Source organism: Bacillus sp. FSL K6-6038 (assembly GCF_038050455.1).
Taxonomy (GTDB): Bacteria; Bacillota; Bacilli; order Bacillales; family Bacillaceae_G; genus Bacillus_A; species Bacillus_A pseudomycoides.
The window spans coordinates 2,167,196-2,189,471 of sequence record NZ_JBBOUH010000001.1; the positions used below are offsets into that span (position 1 = coordinate 2,167,196).

Sequence of the window (22,276 nt, forward strand, 5' to 3'; positions counted from 1 at the left end):
TAGATGAAGAGAGTAGTCCTTCTTCAGAAGGAAAGCGAGCTAGGGATGGTGAGAGCCTAGTACGGAGAAGAGGATGAAGCGCACTTCGGAGACGCTGCTTGAAATGAATAGTAGAGTAAGCCGGGGCCCCCTGTCCTCGTTATAAACGGGAAAGTGGTTCTTCGGAACAACAAGGGTGGTACCACGGGTGATAACTCGTCTCTTTTTTAGAGACGGGTTTTTTGTGTTTAAAAAAATAAGGAGGGAGTAACATGGAATATAAAATTCAATTAGCAAAAAGTTTATTTGAAATATTAAAATCAGAATTATCATTGGAACAAATTACAGGTTTAATTGAAACTCCGAAGCAAGATGAATTTGGAGACGCGGCATTCCCTTGTTTTATGCTTGCAAAGCAATATAAAAAAGCACCCGCAATTATCGCGAAAGAAATTGCTGAGAAGTTAAACAATTCATTTTTTACAAAAGTGGAGGCAGTTGGACCATATGTGAACGTATTTTTCAATCGTCACATAGTAAGTGATGATGTATTAAAAGCGATTTTAGTTGAAAAAGAAGAATATGGACAGGGGTACTTTGGGCGAGAAAAAACAGTAGTAATCGATTACTCTTCACCAAATATCGCGAAACCGTTCTCCATGGGACATTTACGTTCAACGATGATCGGGAATTCTTTAAAACATATCGCTGAAAAGTGTGGATATGAGGTTGTAGGAATCAATTATATTGGTGATTGGGGAACGCAGTTTGGGAAATTAATTACCGCATATAAAAAATGGGGAAATGAAGAGCTTGTAAAAGAAGATCCGATTCGCGAATTATTCAAATTATATGTTCATTTCCACGAAGAAGTGAAAGAGTATCCAGAGCTAGAAGAAGAAGGTCGTGCATGGTTTAAGAAATTAGAAGACGGTGATGAAGAAGCAGTTTTTTTATGGAATTGGTTCCGTCATGAATCTTTAAAAGAATTCTCTCGTATTTATGAACTTCTTGGTGTTGAATTTACAAACTTCCAAGGAGAGGCTTTCTATAATGATAAAATGGGCGATTTTGTTGATATTTTAGAAGAAAAAGGGTTATTAGAAGAATCGGATGGAGCACAAGTTGTTAATTTAGAAAAAGAAGATATGCCGCCATGTTTAATTAAAAAATCAGATGGAGCTACACTTTATGCAACGCGCGATTTAACAGCGGCACTATACCGTCAAAACACATATGAATTTGATAAAGCGTTGTATGTAGTAGGCGCAGAACAAAGCTTACACTTCACACAATTTTTCACTGTATTAAAGAAACTTGGTTATAACTGGGTAGATGGTATGGCTCATGTACCATTTGGACTCATTTTAAAAGATGGTAAAAAAATGTCCACACGTAAGGGGAAAGTCGTATTACTTGAGGAGGTATTAGAAGAAGCGATTACGCTTGCAGAGCGAAATATTGAAGAGAAAAATCCGGACTTAAAGCAAAAAGAGGAAGTTGCTAAGCAAGTTGGTGTCGGGGCAGTCATTTTCCATGATTTGAAAAATGAACGTATGCATAATATTGAATTCTCTTTAGAAAAAATGCTGAAGTTCGAAGGGGAAACAGGACCATATGTTCAATATACACATGCGCGTGCTTGCTCCATTTTACGAAAAGAAAATGCTGAATTTGAAACAGAAGCGTTTCAATTAAACGATGATCATAGTTGGAGTACGATAAAATTATTAAATAGATTTCCACAAGTCGTTGAAACAGCCTTCTTCAAAAATGAACCGTCACATATTGCGAAGTATTTGTTAGATGTAGCACAAGCATTTAATAAATATTATGGAAATGTTCGTATTTTAGAAGAGGATAAAGAAAAGGAAAGTAGACTTGCACTTGTTTATGTAGTAACGATTGTGTTAAAAGAAGGATTGCGTTTACTTGGAATGGGTGCTCCGGAAGAGATGTAAATGAGTACAATTTTATCGTGCTATTGTGCAGTGACAATTATTAACGTTACTGTAGTAGTTAATTACAAATAATGTGTTACTGAAGATGATAAATACAAAATAAAGCTTACTATATTGGCAGAATGACAAATCGGGCGTACCATTGACCTGATTTGTTATTTTTTATTTTTCTTACTATTTTTAATAATTATTCATTTTGTTTTTTCTTTACTAAAATTATTCTTTGAAAGAAGGAGATGGTATCTTTTTTTCCTACAATGTATGAAGATGAACTTATAATGCTATTGCAAGATATCATGTTAGAAGTGGTAATACTATCCCTAAACAGACAATCGATAAATTGATGTAAGTCTGTATCTTTTATTTTTTCGCGAATATGGCCATAGCCTTTTTTAAAATCTCATTTTCCTCCTTCAGACGAAGCATTTCTTTCTGCATTCGCTTCAGGTCTTCTAGCGTCATTTCTTCCTCATCAATCGTTGTGATAGGAGAATATTTTTTTATCCATTTATAAATCGGTACTTCTGATACACCATATTCGCTGCTTAGTTCTTTCACAGATCGGCCTGAATGATATAGTTCAACAACCATCTTTTTAAATTCTTCATTAAATTTCTTGTTTGCCATACAGACACTTCCTCCTTGAAATCCATTGTAAGGACTTAACTAAGTTGTGTTCATATGACTATACTAACTCCAGCTTACTATAGTATCATTTTTGAACATCTTACTTTAGCTCAGCACAACGGATAACCGCTTTAATTAAAGGGAATTATCAAAAAGGGTACTATTAAACAGAACAAGCCCAAGAAATGGATAAGGAGTGAGCATGCGATGGACAACATGATAAATGCGGGCAGTTTTGGTTTGCAAAGCGGAACTGCTCAAAAAACGGTTGGCCAGTATTTGTTCGATTGCCTGAAACTGGAGGGCATTACCGAAATTTTCGGCGTCGCAGGGGACTATAATTTTACACTTCTTGATACTTTGGAGTGTTATAACGGCATCCGTTTTATAGAAGGGCGGAACGAACTAAACTCGGGCTATGCCACAGATGGCTATGCAAGAATCAAAGGAATTTCCGCTCTTATTACGACCTTCGGGGTCGGGGAGCTCAGCGCCTGTAATGCGATAGCGGGAGCCAACAGCGAGGGTTGAATATTGTCGGATGGTACAGCACGAATATCCTAGGGAATCAAGATGGTGCAATTTTGGATCATCCGAGGCATTCTTCAACAAAGATTGATTCAAAGTCCATTGGATTAGAACGTATACTAGGGTACAGTCATTTTGATCCTAAAGTTAGAATTGATTATTTTCCTGTCCGAGGAGATAGAAAAGAAGCATGGGATACGGTTGACTTTGAAGGGTGGCTAGGAGAGAGGATGACAATGAAAATCAATTGGCTGGGCATTGATTCTATTTTAGCTGCGCCTCTTATAATTGATCTTTCCCGGTTTATGGATCATGCGCTTCAGAAGGGGAAGGCAGGAATAATGGAACACCTATCACTATTCTTTAAATCCCCAATTGGAACAGATGAATATGCCCTTGATCAGCAATACCAAACGTTATTGGAGTATGTGAAACATTTTGAATATTACACTTAATCTTCTTGGTGACCTTGGAGCTGAAAAAACTATGGAGTATTAGAAAGAGGTGCGGAGAAGGCAAGAGGAATCGCGAAGGTAAATTTAGCGGGAATTAAAGGGCGGGTTGTATATGAGAGGGGATGTTAAGCGTTCCCTTATTTTTATTATTAAATTTATTAAAATACTTTCCTATTGCAGCACAAAGAATCGAGTTAAAAGGAGCATATAAGATTATTGCAATATCTGATAAATTACTTTCAGGTGCTGAACTGTATGGACTGGGATAATAGTATGTTTAAACCAGAGTATATAAAATTCGACCAACTGTTCGATAATTGTAATTGCCTTTGCTAATTTTTCATTCCCTACAGAAAATAAGACTTCTTCTACAGATATGTGTACAAAATCAATTTTAATCTTTTCTTTAAATGGATTGTGATTTTGAATAAAATTTTGTTTTCACTTTTTGATCAAACTTTGTTTTAAAGCCACACAATTTAGGATTAAGATTTTTATGGAGGGGAAGTATAAAGAAAGAAGGAATATACATTGTTGATTCTAAAGAAGTAGTTAGCAGTAATTTGAGGCAAAGATGATTGTGATATTGCATTCCATAAAAAAGAATGTTACTCTAAAAATAGAATTATGAGAGGACTGATGGATGAATAATGATTAACTAATCTATATTTTAATTTGAAATTAATAACTTCAAACTACAAAATATAGGGTTAGTCTATCCATTTTTATAAATCAGTTCATACTTTATTTGTCATGATTCCAATGATTAATAAGAACTTATTAAGTATAAGTGAGATACTAATCCTTCCGATTACAAATTGGGAGGATTTTTTTATTCTCTTATAGGTAAGTTGATATTTATTAATCCGTAACTGTAACCTAACAAATAAAGGAGAGAGAAAAATGAGTAATTCAGACACTATTGTTACACATGTAATGCTCTATATAAGTCGTTAATATCCATCAAACTTATATGGAGAAATTAAAAAATTGATGGATATTCCGACTTTATATGAAAAGTGTTGATATATAAAGGAGGAATTATTATGTCAATGATAAAAGTTCAAGACTTAACTTTTTCATACCCAGGTAGCTTTGATAATATTTTTGAAGGTGTAAACTTTCAAATAGATACAGATTGGAAACTAGGGTTTATTGGTAGAAACGGACGAGGTAAAACGACATTCTTTAATTTATTATTAGGTAATTATGAGTATAGTGGGAAGATCACTTCTTCGGTAGAATTTAATTATTTCCCTTACCCAGTTTCGGATAAGAACAAGTTCACTCATGAAATCCTTGAAGAAATTTGTCCCCAAGCAGAAGATTGGGAATTTCTGCGTGAAATATCCTATTTAAATGTTGATGCCGAGGCCATGTATCGACCATTTAAAACATTATCAAATGGAGAACAAACAAAGGTGTTGCTTGCTGCACTGTTTTTGAATGAGGGTCAATTTCTATTAATTGATGAGCCAACAAATCATCTAGACACTGATGCACGAAAGATGGTCTCTGATTATCTAAGGAGGAAAAAAGGGTTTATTTTGATTTCACATGACAGAATCTTTTTAGATGGATGCGTTGACCATATCTTATCTATAAATAGAGCAAATATTGAAGTTCAAAGTGGTAACTATTCTTCTTGGAAGTTAAATTTTGATAGACAGCAGGAACACGAAGAGGCTACAAATGAGCGTCTACAAAAAGACATAGGGAGATTAAAACAGTCTTCAAAGCGTTCAGCAGGTTGGTCTCATCAAGTGGAAGCTTCCAAAAATGGAACAAGGAATTCAGGATCTAAGTTAGATAAGGGTTTTGTAGGACATAAAGCGGCCAAGATGATGAAGAGAACGAAGAACCTTGAATCAAGGCAACAAAAAGCTATTGAAGAAAAGTCAAAATTACTAAAAAATGTGGAGAAAACTGAGTCGTTAAAATTAGAACAATTGAAATTTCAGTCAAATGAATTGGTTGTTTTGGCTGATGTGTCTGTTAAGTATGATGACCAAATAGTAAATGAACCAATTAGCTTCATAGTTGAACAAGGGGATCGAATTGTACTTGATGGAAAGAATGGAAGCGGGAAAAGTAGTATCCTAAAACTAATTCTAGGACATCCAATACAGCATACAGGCTCAGTTAATTTAGGTTCAGGACTCATCATTTCCTATGTCCAACAAGATACTTCTCATTTGAAGGGATCGTTATCGGACTTTATTGAAGAGCACGAGATTGATGAGACGTTATTTAAATCCATCCTACGTAAGATGGATTTTGACCGAATTCAATTTGAGAAAGATATATTTCATTATTCTGGTGGACAAAAGAAAAAGCTGCTTATCGCTAAAAGTTTATGTGAGAAAACTCATTTATATATATGGGATGAACCATTAAATTTTATTGATATTTATTCGCGTATGCAGATTGAAGAGCTTATTCAACAATTTAATCCCACAATGGTTATTGTTGAGCATGATAAGGCATTTCAACAAACAGTTGCAACAAAAACTATATCTATATAGTTCAAAGTGAGTGATTGAAGATATAATCAGTAAATCAAGTCATTAAACTATAGGGCGCTTTAATGGAGTGATGAAAAAAGCCTAATTTCTCTACAATAAATTGAGAAATTAGGCTTTTTAATAGGAAAAGTAGGATACATATTAACAGAATGCACTCATAAATGGGAATATGATATAAGACCATAAGGTTTTCATACTATTAAAGAAGATGTTTAGGTTTGAATGATACAGGATTAGTTGTGTAATATTACCAATTGTGAATATAAAATAAAGTCACTACTTGGTTTATCTAGAGGTTAATCAATTAACAGGTATTATAGTTGAACAAGCAATACAATAAATGATTAAACTTATTTATAAAAAAATAATTTGTTAGAATATTTTAAGAGCAAGTTTTGATCAATCTTTTTTCAAAACACGCTCTTTCTTTTTGTTCTTTTATCAAGGTCATTTGCATTAATTTGAACAAACTTCATTCTAAAACAACACGTGGGTTTTATGTTAGTACGTTGGTTGTACCACATCGCTATCAAGCCAATAAAACAAAATACCCCCTAAAATGAAAAAATACGCTATTCTTTATGTAGAATCATAGGAAAGGATGGCGTTTTTGTATGTCTATTTCTGTATCTGATGAATTACAACTATTTGCTCAAGAGATTCAAAGTTTTTTATCTCCAAATATCTTACGAGATCTTGCTAGAGATGTTGGTTTCGTGCAACGAACCAGTAAATACCAAGCATAACATGAATTTAAATATCAATTTATAAGTTAACAAGCATATATTCTTAATATTTTGATTGAAGAAAGCAGCAACTATATCGTTGCTGCTTTCTCATTTTCGTTATTGACTACTGATAAGTGGTGTTATGTAAACTTCAGATGTATACGATATTCATTAAAAAATGTACGACTTATTCTAACTCTACAGTGATAGAATGTAATAAATCTATATTTTTACAGGTGATAGGAGGAATGATTTTTGTATAAAAAACTTAGAAAATATCATATATTAGGTTCCTTAACCCTTATCATTAGTGGCTGTTCGATTTCAAAAGGATACGATACACCACAAGAAGCATTAAAGCACGGATTAAAACCAACAAGTGATGCAGAAACAAATAAATATTCTGTTTTAGAGCGTATTATAAAAATAGATGGAAAAACAGCCTTTTTTGTTACACCTAGTGATTACATTTCAATAGCAGATTTAGAAATAAAAAATGGAAAATGGACTGTTAGTGGGATGACAGGAGGAACAAATGTAAGTGAGTTAGAAGTACAAGATTCTGGTATATCACCTACTATGGGAATATCAAATGGAAAAGTTATTTCTGGTTATCTTAAGAACCCATCTATTAGCAAGGTATCATATGAATCCACCCCAGGACATATTGTAGATTTAGATAAATTCTTACCAAACGAACCAAAGTATAAAGGATGGAGTTTATGGTACGTGATCCTTCCTAATAAATTAGATGATGGTCCAAAATCGTTAGATCTCATTACGACTGTTTTAGAATTTAAAGATACAAACGGCACTATTATAAAATATAAGAACTGATCATTTATAAACAACTTCCGATTTCGAAAATTATATAAAAAAGCTAACATCTTTCTTCAAAATGGTTTCTTATTATTTATTGTGAAATGAGGGTTTTCGAGTTGTTTTTGATCAATGTTTATTTCAAAGCTACATTTACACCTGTTGAATTTTAGAAATATTGTTTCTGTATATCTAAATTAACAATTTTTAAGTGGAGAAGAAAAGATAAATATTTAATGTTACAACTTTAAATGAATACGAGTATAAATGTATAGATGTACATTTATACTCAAGGTGGAATTAGAAATTCTATATGAGTAACAGTAATAAATATAATCATTAGAATAGGATCTCAGTAACGATAATAATTGTTTCAAAAGGAAGAACTATGTACGTTATTATGGAGTATATAAGCTTTTATAGTAACGATGATAGTTGTCTCTGGACAGCTATTTACGTACAGTAAAACGCCGAAGAAATAAGAAGTTAGGTGGGAGATAAACTACCCGTAAAAGCCAAATTGATGAAGGCTAATAATCGGAGGGAATGAAGGAAACCTCCACTGATTATTAGCCTTCACTTTATATTATTTACAATATATCCAAAAAAGATAGAGATATATTGTAAAATTAGTATTAAGCTTTACAAGTGAAAGAGGTCAAAAAGAAGATCGTAAAACTGAAAATTAAGAAATTTCCAAATAGGAAATGGGGGATTTTAATGAGAAAAATGATATTATATAGCGATCAAATACAAGAAGATAGAAAATTGGATTATGAGCTTTTAAGGTTATTAAATAAAGAAAACCCTTCAATAGCATATCTTCGATCATCTTCAGATGAAACAGGAAAGTATTTTAATAATGTAGTTAAATATTATAGAGATTTAGGAATTAGCAAAGTAGAATATTTTGATTTAGATAAAGAATACGATGAAAGAAAGGTTAATAACATATTTAATTATGATGCAATACATCTTTCAGGTGGAAATACATTTCGCTTTTTAAACTCCCTAAGAAAAAGAAATTTATTACATTCATTAAAATCTTATGTGGAAAATGGTGGGGTTTTAATTGGTGTTAGTGCAGGTAGTATAATATCTACTAAAAGTATTGATACAGCTCAATTTGTAGACGAGGATATTATAGGACTAGAGGATAGAAGCTCTTTAGGTTTTGTAGATTTTGATTTTATGCCTCATTGGAGTGAGGAGCAAAGTGAAAAATATTTAGAATTATTAAAGGATTATTCCAGGCTGAAAAATAGGACAATTTATGCTTGTAAAGATGGTGATGGGATAGTTATTGATGGAGAAGATATTAAATTGATTGGAAATGTTATAAAAATCTAATTTGGCTTCAATTTATCAAATACATTTTGTCTAAATGAGCTGAACAGATGTCTAGATACATTAAGAACTTATGGACATGAAAAAGTGTTTTTATATCTAGAAAATATTTTTATCATTTGCTCAAAGTAGGGAACGAAATCAGCAATTTCAATATAAACAGAAGGAGGTAGCTCAATTGAAAGAGTATGATTGGGATAATAAGTTGGAGTATTTGAGAAATACAAGGGATCTATATTATAACGATGATTATCTAAGTTTTTTGGTGAATTCAGTTTGGAAAATCTCTAAACCAGTTCATATTGTTGACTATGGTTGTGGATATGGTTATTTAGGTCTGAAACTATTACCTCTGTTACCAATAGGGTCTAGATATACAGGAATTGATAAGGGGAAGAAACTAATTAATAAAGCAAGAGAGTTATTCCGCATTCTTCCATATGAAGCAGACTTTCTTGAGGCAGATGTTACTGAAATTGAATTAGAAAGTAAGTATGATATAGCAGTATGTCATGCTTTTTTATTACATATGAACGATCCAAAGACAATGTTACAAAAAATGATAGACTCGGTCGTTGATGAAGGTAATATCATATGCTTTGAACCACATTGGATTTCGAATATGTCTTCGTATAGTCTTAACAATCTAGAGCAATCAGAAATTGTTCAGATTGGTGTTCTTCAAAAATTATTTGAAAAAGATGCAAAACGAAATGGTAAAGATGGAAACATCGGTATTAAATTACCAACATATCTAAGTGAGCTAGGGGTAGAAAATGTTGAATGTAGAGTTAGTGATAAGATTAATTTTCTTAATGTTAATGAGGATCAAAGAGATAAACAGCAATTGTATCAATCACTCAAGGAAGAGGGAATCGGTAATACTCCTGCTGAAAAAGAAGAATTCATTGAACGTTTAATAAATCGAGGGCTGATATACAATGAAGCGATGGTGCAGTACGAAGCAGAATTACAATTTTCTAAAGCATTCACTATAGATTCTTCTTTAGTATATGCTCCAAGTATGAAAATTACTTTTGGCATAGTGAAAAGCAAGTAATGTAAATAAAGAAATGAGTTAGGACTTCTAACGCTGTATACATGTTAGAAGTCTTATTTTTTAGTTTGATAGTATTTTCTAAAAGAAAATATGTCAAAATCGTGTACGAATGAAAATAGATTCGATATTAATTTTGAAAACCTCGCTTAAATCACCCATTTCCTATGGAAAAACAGAGATAGTCTTGTTATGATAACAAGCATAGTCCTTTTTTATAACTATAATAGATAGAATTGTGAGAAAAGTCCGAGAAAAGGACGCGCACAAGGGAGGAACAACATGAAGCGTGTTGCTTGGTTTACTGATAGTACAACTGCAAACTTTACAACAAGTGCAGATAATTTTGTTATACCGATTGAAATTGTTATTAATGGAACGGCTTACAAAGACTGTGAAGAAGGTGTTCGTGAACGTGTCTACGATGCATTAAAACAGGGTATAACTGTAACTACGTCACAACCTAATTTTGGAGATATGGTTGCACTCTTCTCTAAATGTAAAGAAGAATATGAAGAGGGATTTGCAATCACAATTAGTGGGAAAGTAAGTGGCACTTATCAAAATATGATACTTGCAGCAGAAATGGCAGGATTTCCTCTAGTTGTAATAGATAGTGAAACAACGAGTTATCCAATGGATGAAATTTTAACAAAAGCGCAAACGTTATACCGTAAGGGTATGACTTTACAAGATATACAAAAGACAATACAACATGTGGAACGTAGTCCTTATTATGTATTTCCAAAGGATTTGAAAGGTCTATATGCAAGTGGACGTGTGAAAGGTGTACAATTTATACTAGGCAGTCTACTAAGTGTAAACCTAATTCTAGAAGTAAAACATGGCGAACTTGTGTTGGAGAAGAAAGTTCGTAAAATACAAAAATGTAAAGAATATATGCGAAGCGAACTTGAAAAAGAAATGCCGAACGTAGTCCATGTTTTCCATGCGAATGATGAAGAAGGGGCAGAAGAATGGATTGCTGATTTCAGAGCAGTATTTCCTGAAATGAAGTTTTTAATTTACCCACTTCCTATATCTTTTGCTGTTCATGCAGGTGCTGGAACAATTGCGATTAGCTTTTTGAAAGGGGAAACCCGTGAATAATTCACGGGTTTTTTTGATGTGCCAGTTCTTATTTTTTTATGTTGATGGAAATAATTTAGAGAATGAGAGATGAAGTGTTTTAGTAATAAGTAAGTGATTAACCATTAAAATAAATTAACGTGATAAGATTTCCAACATACGATATATGCTGGAGGTCGTATGTTGTTCATAGTAATAACCTAATGTCATTTTTTCATTTTCCACAAAAACAAGCACAGATAACATAAAAGAAGAACACTAAATATGTAGAAAGCATTTGTAAATCCAAATAAATCTGATAAACTTCCGCTAAGCATCGGTCCGAAAAACATACCAATTGAGTAGGCTGTATTATAGATTGCAAAAAGTATTCCATATGCATGAACTCCGTTTTTGTCTGCGAGATATGTAAGTTCTGGTAAAGCAGGTGCTAGTAAAAGGCTAAAACTAATTCCAAGGATAGCAAGTACAAATATTTCCAGGGCGGTATGAGAAACAATCACTGTAAATGGGAAACATAAAGCAGCCAAAGCTATGCCTACTGCCATCGTTTGTTTTCTGCCAATTTTAGTTGAAAGTGTGCCAATGATTGGTGCGGTAAATCCATATGCGAGAGTTGGAACGGCAAATAGGAGTCCGATTTTCCCAGGGCTAAGGTGTAAGGTGTCTTGTAAGTAGAGTGGAAGAGTTGGCTCTAAAGCGCTAGGTAAGGCCGATCCTAGAATAATAATACCGATCATAATAAATAGGGAACGCATATTCAAGATAGATCGATAGCTAATTCGTTGGTTTGAGCTGGATTTTGGTTCATTATGAAGTAATGTTATTCGTAATATACCATCAATGAGTGCAATACTGGCAGCGATAATAAAGGGAAGATGATACCCTCCCCATTGATAAAGTGCCCCGCCGATTGTTGGACCAAGGAGCATCCCAGCTGCTTGTCCCGATAAAGCGAGACCCATGGCCTTTCCGCGTTCTTGCAGAGGGAACACATCTGCTAGAAGTGCTAATCCAGCTGTCCATGTTGCTGCTGCAGATATACCTTGTAGCATTCTTGCGAGCACGAGCAACCAGAAACTATTTGCAAGTCCGAATAATAGAGTCGCTGCTGCAAGTCCAAATAAGCCTAGAATCATAGGGAGGCGTCTTCCAACCTTATCGGAAACCACTCCTAAAATGGGAGTAGCAAGAAGTAAAGTAATAGCGTAACTACCGAATAAAAAGCCAATCTCTGTTTGGGAAGCACCTAGTGTTTCTGCGTACCGTGGTAAGATTGGGACAATCATTCCGTAGATGAGCATATCCGTAAAGACAGCTACTGCTACAACCCATAACGAAGCTTTTTGCACGCGAGACATTTTTAACCTAGCTTCCATCATTTTTCCTCCGTGTTCTTCTTATTTTCTAATCGAGATAACATTTTTTCCATTTTTTCAATGAAACGTAGCTGTATTTCACATTGTTCATAAATATTTTCAAAAATCAGGCTCACATGCTCTGGAATGTCTATCATTTTTTCTTTAATAGATTGTCCAGCTTTCATATTCTCGTACATTTCTATAATTTTCTTTTTTTGATCTTGTAAGGCGGATGAAATGTGTTCAAGAGAAACAGTATTTGTATCGAAAAAAGTAAGTGCTGTATATAACTCTGTTGGGAATACGACTGAAGATTGCTGGAATGACTGAAGCATGAGTGTATAGAATTCATCTTTTCCAGCAGGTGTAACACTATAAATTGCTTTGGAACGATTGCCCGTTTTTTCAACGGCATCAAGCTCTACTAATCCTTCTTTATCCATTTTTTTTAAAGCATGATAAATCGAAGCGGGAAAAACACCTGCCCAAGTGTCTGTTTGTGCTGATTGCATAGCTTGTTGTAATTCGTATCCAGACATAGGACCGTATTGCATGAGTAAACCTAGCACCATTAAACGTGTCATATGTATCCTCCGTTCAAATAGAAAATATAGAATACTAAACGTTTAGTATTTGTTTATAATATATGTGGAAATATTTGTTTTGTCAATAAAAGGATGGGAATTATTATGTCCCGTTATTTCAGGAAATAAGACCCACCCCAAAATTCAGCGAAAGTAAAGAAGTTTAGATGGGATACAAACACCGTATAAAATTTTGATTTATAAGTGGTGATTAACTTAATAAAATAAATTTTATTTCACCAAATTAAACAAAATACATGAAAAAATAGTTATTTTTATTCTTTTTAAACTATAATTTAAATAATATTTTCTATTATCGAGGATTATATAAGATTTTAATTGAATACATGATATATGCTGTGTAGAATCTAAGCAAGCGGATAAGAATACTGCTTACTGATGCGCAAGAAAAATAATTACTAGAGGTGAATGCATGTTAGAATTTAGGCGATTAGAGATGTGTTTGAAGGAGAAACGATTTGTAGATGGATTACAGGATGTAAATAACGAAATTGCACATATAAAAGAAACCAATACGTTCTCCTATGTGAAGGAATGGCTTTCTTTGATTTCAGGGCATGAGGAATTTGATACGCTAATCCGTCTTACAGATGAAGGGCTTATGCATCAATATAGTGCCTTCCTAATTCGCTATTCATATAAAAAATTTCCAAATATGAGAACGCTCTCTTTATATTGTGATGAGCTAATTGATGACCGAAAAGTACTTGATGCTGAAAAGTTATTAAAAGACGCTTTGGACGATATAAAGGCAGAACAAATAGATTCTGATATTTTATCAAAAGCCTACTTTACATTAGTAAGATGCCTTTTAGAAATGAAACGAAATGAAGAAGCATTCCAATATATGAAAAAAGCTGAGAGTTATAGTACACGTCCAGTCTTTGATAAATGGGGCTATTTTTATATACAAATAGGAGAATGGGAGAAAGCGGAGCACTCACTTTTAGCTGGGATGGAACATAAGGAAAATGAAGAACTAGCGGTTTATTTATTATCACAGCTATATGCATATAAAGGTGAACAGAAACGAGCATTGCAATTGATTAATGATGCGATAGATCAGTTTCCGCAAGTACCGTATTTTTATTTCGAAAAGGTGAAACATTTACTAGATTTACAGTGTTATGAGGAAATGTTAACTGTAATAGATAAGATCGATCAGATATTACCGTACCATTCGTATAAAGCTTATTTTACACATTTACGTGCAGAAGCGTTGTATAAAATGAATAAGAACGAGGAGTTACTTGCTCTATTAAAAACGGAAGTATGTTTGAAAGAGTCACTATATCATAATATAGAAAAATACCCGAATGGGAAAAAAGTAAAATTGCCATTAGTACCAATCGTACAAAAAGATAATTATTGTGTTCCAGCGAGCTTGGAGATGATGCTTCGCTTATGGGGAGAAAGTCGTACACAAGATGAAGTCGCAAATCATATATTTGATGTAACAGGATCAAAATTTTCAGATACGGTTACTTATTTAGAAGAATTGGGCTATGTTTGTCGTTATTTCAAGGGGAACGAAAAGAACTATAAAGCATTACTCGATCAAAATATTCCTGTTTTATTAAGTATAGATATTGAACATGCATCCCATGTTCAAGTTCTTTCTGGATATGATGATCAGTTACAATCTTTTTTTGTTCAAGATCCTAATTTCTTGGAACCGCTTTTTGTTGAATATGAGAAGTTACAGGAAAGATATCGCTACACCGATGGTTTATCTATCGTATTTGTTCCTAAGGAGAAAAAGGAACAATTGTCATTTTTAGTAGAAGAGGAAGATGTATACTTCCGAAAGCTATTCTCTCTGACGGATCATTTAGAAGAGCAGGATAAAAAAGGGATTGAAAAACTCGTATTATTTTTACAAGAGACAAATGAAAATCCATACACGTGGTTATACACAATCAAACATATGGATGTTGAAGTGAATCAAGAGTTTATTCTTTTTTGTGCTGAAAGGTTAATGGAAAGATATCCGGATTCAGATTTTGTTAAGCTACATAGTGCACAATGCTTTATCCGTATTCAAGATCTGGAGCGGGCTAGTGATGTCTTGCGAAGTGTTGAGAAAAAGAATAATCAAGCATTGTATCATTTTATACATGGCCGTTATTCTTTAGAGAAAGAAGAGTATGAGGAAGCAATTTCTAGCTTCCGCTCATCGTTACAATTAGATGCGGATCAGCCAATCGCATGGAGTTTTCTGGCATTATCATATATGTATATAGATCAGTCTGAACAGGGCTTGCAAATGTCGCAAATTGCATTGCAACGTCATCCTGATAGGTTTATTCTTGTGAATCATGGTTTAGTTTTAATGGATTTAGAGCGTTATGAGGAAGCATATGAAGTGTTTAATGATTTATTGAAAGAATATAAGTATGAAGCACATATATGGTATGAAAGAGCCAAATGTGCGCATCAAATGGAGAAATTGCATTTAGCAATCAAAGGACTTCGCATCGCCATTCAATTAGACAAAACGGTACCATATCCATATGTAAAACTCTCAGAAATATATGAATCAGATCTAGAAGATAAGAAGAGTGCAGAAGCAATTTTATCGCGGGGTATCGAAAATTGCGAAGAATCATCATCATTATATACTCGATTAGGGGATTTGTATTTTCAAAATGATGAATTTGGAGAAGCTGAAAAAATATATAAACGTTCTTTAGAAGGAAATGATGGAGACGTTTATTCTCATTTTGGTTTAGTTCAAATTTATATGGCAAAAGAACAGTATAATGATGCAAAGCATTATATTTTCAGCATGGAAAAGAAATTTGAACAAAATGATGAGTTTCTAATGAATGCAGGAATGGTATTGTGGGACGCTGAAATGGAATTAGGGGCTAATGAAGAACAATTAAAGATAGCGTTGTCAAAGTTAGAAAATGGCATCCGATGTTTGAAAAATAATATAGCGAATGTTTTAGAAGAATATGTAAATAGAGTTGAAGGGACACCATTTGTACAACGTGGGATAGCATTTTTAAGAAAACTAGAAAAAGAAAGAGCGGATATTACCGAGTATGGCTGTTATGCTGGTATTTTATATGAATCTCTTGGACAATACGATCAAGCAATGAAACGATACCATCAAGCAATAAAGCATAGACCGAGTACTCTTCCGTATTTTCGTATTGGTGAATCCCTTATGGTATTAGGGGAATTGGAAGACGCAAAAAGAGCATATGAATCTTGCTTAGAAATAGATGCAAACTTTATAGGAGTACATTTGAAGTTAGCGGAAATATACGAAAAAGAAGAAAACCGTTTAAAAGAACAACATCATATGCTTCAGGCAATGATCCAAGAACCGATGATTGTAAATATGGAGTATTTGGCAGAGCTTTCAGTAGAAAATTCTCTTCATAAAGAGCTTCTATCTGAGTTAGAGAAATTGGCTGGCAGAGTGAATGAAATGTGGCGTTTAGACGCTCTTGCATATGTATATGGCGCCATGAAAGATGTAGATAAAGAACAAGAACTAATGGAAGAAGCTTTGCAAATGGATGAAGAACATGTGGAAGTACGATATCATTATGCAAAAGTACTTGTTAAAAAGCGAAATCCGGAAGAAATTACATTTGTTACAAATTTAATAAAGCAAGATATTGAAAATGAACGTGTATTTGAAGTGTATGTTCAAGCGATGGAACAAAGGCGGAAATTATCTCAAATACGAGATTCCCTTCATTTGCTGCCAATTAAGAAAAAAGAAAGAAGTACTGCATTTATGTACGCTGCATCTGCACTTGCTGAGAGACTGAGTAAGCAACAACAAAATGAAGAGCCAAAGAAATCAATCCTTACAAGAGCATTTTATCGAATGAAAAACCGTGCGAAAGAAATTTCCCTTATTACAATTGTTATTGATTTATTTGAAATTTCCTTAAAATTTAATGCTAAAAATAGTATGGCAGCGCAGCGTTTAGCGATATTTTATGAAAATGGGAATATGATTACAGAAGCGATAGATGTATTACAAACATCTTTAGAAAACATTTGGAATACTAGCGCGGCACGGCAACTTGTAAATCTTCTCATCGAACATGGTGATGAAAATGAAGAGATGTTAAGAGATGCTCTTGAAATAATAAAGCAGATGAGTAAAGAAGAGCCAAATGATTATGACATGCTCTTGTTACATTCAAATGTTTTGTTCATGTTAGGGGAAGAAAAACAGGCAGAAAAGATCTGTTTACAATTAATCGAAAGAATGCCTTTTGTGAGCCGTGCATTCCTTGCTCTAGCGGAAATATATCAAAGTGAAGAAAGATTTGAAGAGTCTATTGCAATGCTGGAAGAGGGAGTACTGCACCATCCGCAAGATCATGCAATGTTTCTCGCTTTAGCAGCGTCTTATCATCAGATTGGAAAAACAGAAAGGGCAGAAGAACTAACAAATCATATACTATCTTTTGATTCTTCAGATTTATTAGTTCGATACAACAGAGCATGCTATTTAGCTGTTTTAAATCGAAATGCTGAAGCGAAAGCAGAACTTGAAACTGTTCTTCATGAGGATGAAACTGGATTTTTTGCAGAGCTTGCAGAAGAAGATGAAGAGTTAGAGGAAGTGTGGGAAACAATAAAGTAATAGCAACTGTTCATGATGTATAAAATTCGAGAACTAGGACGAAAATGAAAATATATTTTTGAATTGATTGACAATTGTCTGTTTCATGGAATAAAATAACTTTTAATAAAAGTATACAAATCTGAAGACGAGAAAGAGTAAAATATTGTACTGTTCCCCAGAGAGCCGGCGCCTTGCTGAAAGCCGGTGTACAGACTTTATTTGAAAATCATCTCCGAGGAGCCGTGGCTGAATAAAGTAAGCTCGGACGGATGTCTACCGTTACAAAGAACGCGTATGTTAGTACGTTGCTAAGTGCTATTAGTTAAGATGCTAATAGAATTAGGGTGGTAACGCGGGTAAACCCGTCCCTGTTTATAGGGACGGGTTTTTTTTGTGCTTTTACAAATTTTCAAAGGAGTGATTGTAAATGGAGAAGGTAAATGTAAAAGAATCAGCTGTAGGGAGAGAAACACGAATTCGCAAGCAGTGGAATAAGCAGAATATCTTTGAACAATCCATTCGAAATCGTGAAGGTGCACAATCTTTCGTTTTTTATGAGGGGCCACCAACTGCAAATGGACTGCCACACGTGGGGCATGCGCTCGGACGGACGATTAAAGATTTAGTAGCGAGATATAAAACAATGACTGGATATAAAGTACTTCGAAAAGCTGGATGGGATACACACGGATTACCGGTAGAATTGGGAGTTGAAAAACAGCTTGGTATTTCTGGTAAACATGAGATTGAAGAGTACGGAATTGAACCATTTATTCAAAAATGTAAAGAAAGTGTATTTACGTATGAGAAGCAGTGGCGTGAATTTACTGAGAGCATTGGATATTGGGTCGATATGGAAGCCCCGTACGTAACTTTGGAAAATCCTTATATCGAGAGTGTATGGCATATTCTTGGGACTATTCATGAAAAAGGGCTGCTATATAAAGGACATCGAGTTTCGCCATACTGTCCAAGTTGTCAAACATCACTTAGTTCACATGAAGTAGCGCAAGGATATAAAACAGTAAAAGATTTAAGTGCAACGGTAAAGTTTAAAGTATTGCATAGTCAAAATGAATACTTTCTTGGATGGACAACAACGCCATGGACTCTTCCAGCCAATGTAGCACTTGCTGTACATCCAGATATGGAGTATGTGAAAGCACAGCAAGCTGATTCGGTTTATATTGTTGCAAAAGAGCTGGCAAGCAATGTATTAAAAGAAGATTATCAAGTATTGTCTACCCATAAAGGAGAAGAATTAGTAGGTACTTCATATGCAGCACCATTTCCTATGGATGAAGTTACGAATGGCTATCGTGTTATTTCGGCAGACTTTGTTACGGGAGATAGTGGTACGGGGCTTGTTCATATCGCACCAGCGTATGGAGAAGATGATTATAAAGTTGTACAGAATCAAGGATTATCATTCCTTCATGTTGTGAATGAACAAGGTAAGTATACGGAAGCTGTTCCATTTTTACAAGGGAAGTTTGTGAAAGAATGTGATGTTGATATTGTTCGTTACTTAGCGCAGGAAGGATTGTTATACTCTAAAGAAAAATATGAACATAGTTATCCGCATTGCTGGCGCTGTGATTCACCACTCTTGTATTATGCTGGAGAAAGCTGGTTCATTCGGACAACTGAGATCAAAGAGACATTCTTAAAGAATAATGATGCAGTCACATGGTATCCAGATCATATGAAACATGGGCGATTTGGAAAGTTTTTAGAGAATATGGTGGACTGGAATATTAGCCGAAAACGATACTGGGGAACACCGTTAAACGTATGGGAATGCAAAAACTGTGATCATCAATTTGCACCGAAGAGCATCGATGAATTAAGAAAACATAGCGTAGGGCATACAGCAGAAAATTTAGAACTGCATAAACCGTATGTAGATGAAGTGAAGGTATGCTGTGAAAAATGTGGTAGTTCGATGACTCGTACGCCAGAAGTAATCGACGTTTGGTTTGATAGCGGTTCGATGCCATTTGCACAGTATCATTATCCGTTTGAAAATAAAGAGCTTTTTGAGGAACAATTTCCAGCTGATGTAATCGCTGAAGGTGTCGATCAAACGCGTGGTTGGTTTTATAGTTTATTAGCAGTAGCGGCTTTATATACCGGAAAAGTACCATATAAACGTGTATTATCTCTTGGGCATGTGTTAGATGAACAAGGACAGAAAATGTCTAAAAGTAAAGGGAATGCATTAGATCCAGTAGAATTAGTCGAGAAATTTGGTGCAGATGCATTAAGATGGGCACTTCTTGTTGATAGTGCACCTTGGAATGCAAAGCGTTTTTCTGAAAGAACTGTGCAAGAGGCGAAGTCAAAACTAGTAGATACACTTGTGAATGTATATAGCTTCTATGTTTTATATACAAACTTAGATAAATACAATCCAAAAGAAAAGTATGAGGTCAAGCGGACGAAATTAGATGAGTGGGTATTATCACGTCTTCATAGTACAGTGAAACAAGTAAGAAATGCATTAGACAAGTATCAATTTACAAATGCAGCGCGTGAAATTGCGGTTCTTGTAGATGAGGTTAGTAACTGGTATGTAAGACGTTCGCGCAATCGTTTTTGGGAGTCTGGCATGAATCCTGAAAAGGCAGCTGCATATGAAACGCTTCATGAAGTGCTTGTTACGCTTAGTAAATTACTTGCTCCGTTTACTCCATTTGTCGCGGAAGATATTCATCTTAACTTAGAAGGAAATAGTGTTCATTTAACAGATTATCCAACAGCGGATGAAAAGCTTATTCAAACCAAGTTAGAGCAAGAAATGAATGCCGTTTTACAAGTTGTTGAGCTGGGACGTAGCAACCGAAATCAGCATGGATTAAAAGTGAAGCAACCATTAGCAGAGCTTGTATTACTTGAGCACCATGAGCAGAAAGTGGACTGGGAATCCTATCGTGATATTGTTATGGATGAACTGAACGTAAAAGCATTTCATGTAGAATTAGATGAAACACAGTATACATCGTACCAATTAAAGCTCGATTTTAAGACTGCAGGACCGAAGTTCGGGAAGAACGTTAACGCTGTAAATCAATGGCTAAAACAATTATCGCAAGAAGAAGTACAAAACTTTGTTTCGACTGAAAAAGCATTGTGTAAGCTTGTATCTGGGGAAGAAGTTGTTGTAACGCTTGAAGATGTATTAGTAGAACAAGTACCCAAAGTAGGGTTTTCTAATACTACAAATGGACAATATACGGTAATGTTAGATACGAATGTGACAGATGAACTATTACAAGAAGGAGTGGCGCGAGAATTTATTCGAGCTGTTCAAGAGTATCGAAAACAATTGAATTTACCAGTTAATTTACGAGTAGATGTTATTTTGGATACAGAGGATGAATTACAAAACACTCTAACAAAGCATAAAGATTTATTAGAAGAAAATTTATTAGTAAAACAATTTACGTTTAAAGCATTGTCACAAGAAGAGGATGAAATTTCTTTAGGTGAGAAAAAGGTTCGTATTAAACTGAGTCCAGCTAGCTAAATGAAAAATAGGATATAGATGGAAAGTTCGAATTTTTTATAAAAGTAACTTGAGAATGGAGCGTAAAAAATTACAAGAATCCCTGCGGAATGTCGGGCAGGGATTCAGGGGTAAAGAGGGTTATTTGTATTTGTCGAAACATGTCGTTTTCAACAAGTTAATATTACCACCAATTTTCAGAAACTCATCATGTTAAATGTGTCTGAATTGTATATAAACTGTGTATAAATTTAAACAAAAATGCTATTTTACCTTATAAAACAAAAGTATGATAATCCTTATAAATAATTGCTGAATGATAAACTTACAAAAATGCTTTTAAAAGTTCTTGAACTAATGGAAGTACTCCACCTACAAATTTCAAAACTGCCATTGCGATTTCCATATTATTTCCTCCTCTTTCTTGTAAGATGTGATAAATGTTTATACCATTATTATAGAAAGTACTTATAACAATATAAATACATTTCAATATATAATATTTCAAATTTATTTATATTTTATATTGTTATAATAGAAAGGATAAATTCTACAGCATTTTTCGATGAACTGAATAACTAAAGAACATGAAAGTTTCCCTACTTAAAAAGGAAGAGAATTATAAAAATTCTCTTCCTTTTTTATGTGTACATAAACATTGCTTATCTATCTGAAAGTACATGTATACTATACGATTAGTGGCTCTGGTGCAAATATGTTGCGCCCTTAAATAATTCATACAGATACGTAATCAAGTGTTCGTAAAGGTATAAGCTTACATAAAATAGAAATACTATCGTTGTGTATGGTAAGTATTTCATTATACAGGAGAGATGTTGTATGACTACTAATAAACGAAATGATTCAGAAAAGGAATTTGAACCTTCAATAATTAACTTAAATGATGAGTTAAATATAATTGATAATGGGGTTACAGAGAGAGTAGTCGCTTATCAAAATTTGCAAGCTGAAGATACAGTTACACTTTTTTGGGGAGATGAATGGAATATAGAAGAAGCTGAGAAGAAAAAGATGGATTGTAATCGACCAAATGACGTTAAACAATATTAATTAACATCATGGA

General features: G+C 34.1%; 14 protein-coding genes, 2 pseudogenes and 2 other annotated features (1 of these 18 only partly in view). Of the genes and pseudogenes, 12 read left to right on the forward strand and 4 right to left on the reverse strand.

Translation table 11 applies throughout. The annotated features are described in order from the left end of the window. Positions 1 to 206, forward strand: a binding site (T-box leader); it begins 9 nt to the left of the window's first position. A 45-nt stretch (positions 207 to 251) separates the two neighbouring features. Continuing rightward, positions 252 to 1,940: an arginine--tRNA ligase gene (gene argS / locus NSQ40_RS11240; protein ID WP_098102105.1), complete on the forward strand. Its 1,689-nt coding sequence runs from the start codon at positions 252 to 254 to the stop codon at positions 1,938 to 1,940. Between the two features lie 232 nt (positions 1,941 to 2,172). Here argS and NSQ40_RS11245 read toward each other — a convergent pair. Beyond that, positions 2,173 to 2,567: pseudogene (locus tag NSQ40_RS11245) on the reverse strand (transposase); the annotation flags it as partial. 207 nt (positions 2,568 to 2,774) lie between these two features. On the opposite strand from NSQ40_RS11245, the pseudogene NSQ40_RS11250 reads away from it, so the two are divergent. The 8 genes and pseudogenes from NSQ40_RS11250 to NSQ40_RS11285 form a co-directional block, all read left to right on the forward strand. After that, positions 2,775 to 3,092, forward strand: a pseudogene (locus NSQ40_RS11250) (thiamine pyrophosphate-binding protein); the annotation flags it as partial. 2 nt (positions 3,093 to 3,094) lie between these two features. Continuing rightward, complete coding sequence (locus tag NSQ40_RS11255) at positions 3,095 to 3,550, forward strand: inositol-3-phosphate synthase (RefSeq protein ID WP_003197292.1); 456 nt, start codon at positions 3,095 to 3,097, stop codon at positions 3,548 to 3,550. 1,046 nt (positions 3,551 to 4,596) lie between these two features. Further along, positions 4,597 to 6,075, forward strand: a complete 1,479-nt coding sequence (locus NSQ40_RS11260) for an Lsa family ABC-F type ribosomal protection protein (protein ID WP_098201325.1) — start codon at positions 4,597 to 4,599, stop codon at positions 6,073 to 6,075. A 614-nt stretch (positions 6,076 to 6,689) separates the two neighbouring features. Next, complete coding sequence (locus NSQ40_RS11265) at positions 6,690 to 6,821, forward strand: hypothetical protein (RefSeq protein WP_003197296.1); 132 nt, start codon at positions 6,690 to 6,692, stop codon at positions 6,819 to 6,821. Positions 6,822 to 7,058: 237 nt separating this feature from the next. After that, entirely contained in the window at positions 7,059 to 7,640 is a 582-nt protein-coding gene (locus NSQ40_RS11270; protein ID WP_003197299.1) for a hypothetical protein, read from the forward strand. A gap of 702 nt (positions 7,641 to 8,342) precedes the next feature. Beyond that, a complete protein-coding gene (locus tag NSQ40_RS11275) occupies positions 8,343 to 8,972 on the forward strand; it encodes a Type 1 glutamine amidotransferase-like domain-containing protein (RefSeq protein WP_026008632.1) in 630 nt (209 codons plus the stop codon). Positions 8,973 to 9,147: 175 nt separating this feature from the next. After that, on the forward strand, positions 9,148 to 10,029 hold the full coding sequence (locus NSQ40_RS11280) for a methyltransferase domain-containing protein (RefSeq protein ID WP_018782109.1): 882 nt from the start codon (positions 9,148 to 9,150) through the stop codon (positions 10,027 to 10,029). A 279-nt stretch (positions 10,030 to 10,308) separates the two neighbouring features. Further along, a complete protein-coding gene (locus tag NSQ40_RS11285) occupies positions 10,309 to 11,136 on the forward strand; it encodes a DegV family protein (protein ID WP_003207097.1) in 828 nt (275 codons plus the stop codon). A 185-nt stretch (positions 11,137 to 11,321) separates the two neighbouring features. Here the strand turns inward: NSQ40_RS11285 and NSQ40_RS11290 are convergent, their stop codons facing one another. After that, entirely contained in the window at positions 11,322 to 12,494 is a 1,173-nt protein-coding gene (locus tag NSQ40_RS11290; protein WP_098101074.1) for an MFS transporter, read from the reverse strand. After that, on the reverse strand, positions 12,494 to 13,060 hold the full coding sequence (locus NSQ40_RS11295) for a PadR family transcriptional regulator (RefSeq protein ID WP_003197308.1): 567 nt from the start codon (positions 13,058 to 13,060) through the stop codon (positions 12,494 to 12,496). The genes NSQ40_RS11290 and NSQ40_RS11295 overlap by 1 nt, the downstream gene beginning before the upstream one ends. Before the next feature lie 433 nt (positions 13,061 to 13,493). Here NSQ40_RS11295 and NSQ40_RS11300 point away from each other — a divergent pair, with 433 nt between their 5' ends. Together NSQ40_RS11300 and ileS are read left to right on the forward strand one after the other, a co-directional pair. Further along, entirely contained in the window at positions 13,494 to 17,702 is a 4,209-nt protein-coding gene (locus tag NSQ40_RS11300) for a bacteriocin-processing peptidase family protein (RefSeq protein ID WP_098101075.1), read from the forward strand. A 115-nt stretch (positions 17,703 to 17,817) separates the two neighbouring features. Then, positions 17,818 to 18,057, forward strand: a binding site (T-box leader). 54 nt (positions 18,058 to 18,111) lie between these two features. Then, positions 18,112 to 21,213, forward strand: a complete 3,102-nt coding sequence (gene ileS, locus NSQ40_RS11305; RefSeq protein WP_258248460.1) for an isoleucine--tRNA ligase — start codon at positions 18,112 to 18,114, stop codon at positions 21,211 to 21,213. Positions 21,214 to 21,517: 304 nt separating this feature from the next. On the opposite strand, the gene NSQ40_RS11310 is transcribed toward ileS, so the two are convergent. Further along, entirely contained in the window at positions 21,518 to 21,700 is a 183-nt protein-coding gene (locus NSQ40_RS11310) for a hypothetical protein (protein WP_033797322.1), read from the reverse strand. A gap of 332 nt (positions 21,701 to 22,032) precedes the next feature. On the opposite strand from NSQ40_RS11310, the gene NSQ40_RS11315 reads away from it, so the two are divergent. Next, positions 22,033 to 22,263 (forward strand): hypothetical protein, encoded by a 231-nt coding sequence (locus NSQ40_RS11315; RefSeq protein WP_003197316.1) that lies wholly within the window; start codon positions 22,033 to 22,035, stop codon positions 22,261 to 22,263. Positions 22,264 to 22,276: the final 13 nt, after the last annotated feature.

Coding starts and splice junctions, on each gene's coding strand:
- NSQ40_RS11290 (WP_098101074.1), bottom strand. CDS start 12,494: ATGGAAGCTAGGTTAAAAATGTCTCGCGTGCAAAAAGCTTCGTTATGG.
- NSQ40_RS11315 (WP_003197316.1), top strand. CDS start 22,033: ATGACTACTAATAAACGAAATGATTCAGAAAAGGAATTTGAACCTTCA.
- NSQ40_RS11260 (WP_098201325.1), top strand. CDS start 4,597: ATGTCAATGATAAAAGTTCAAGACTTAACTTTTTCATACCCAGGTAGC.
- NSQ40_RS11265 (WP_003197296.1), top strand. CDS start 6,690: ATGTCTATTTCTGTATCTGATGAATTACAACTATTTGCTCAAGAGATT.
- argS (WP_098102105.1), top strand. CDS start 252: ATGGAATATAAAATTCAATTAGCAAAAAGTTTATTTGAAATATTAAAA.
- NSQ40_RS11300 (WP_098101075.1), top strand. CDS start 13,494: ATGTTAGAATTTAGGCGATTAGAGATGTGTTTGAAGGAGAAACGATTT.
- NSQ40_RS11295 (WP_003197308.1), bottom strand. CDS start 13,060: ATGACACGTTTAATGGTGCTAGGTTTACTCATGCAATACGGTCCTATG.
- NSQ40_RS11275 (WP_026008632.1), top strand. CDS start 8,343: ATGAGAAAAATGATATTATATAGCGATCAAATACAAGAAGATAGAAAA.
- NSQ40_RS11285 (WP_003207097.1), top strand. CDS start 10,309: ATGAAGCGTGTTGCTTGGTTTACTGATAGTACAACTGCAAACTTTACA.
- ileS (WP_258248460.1), top strand. CDS start 18,112: ATGGAGAAGGTAAATGTAAAAGAATCAGCTGTAGGGAGAGAAACACGA.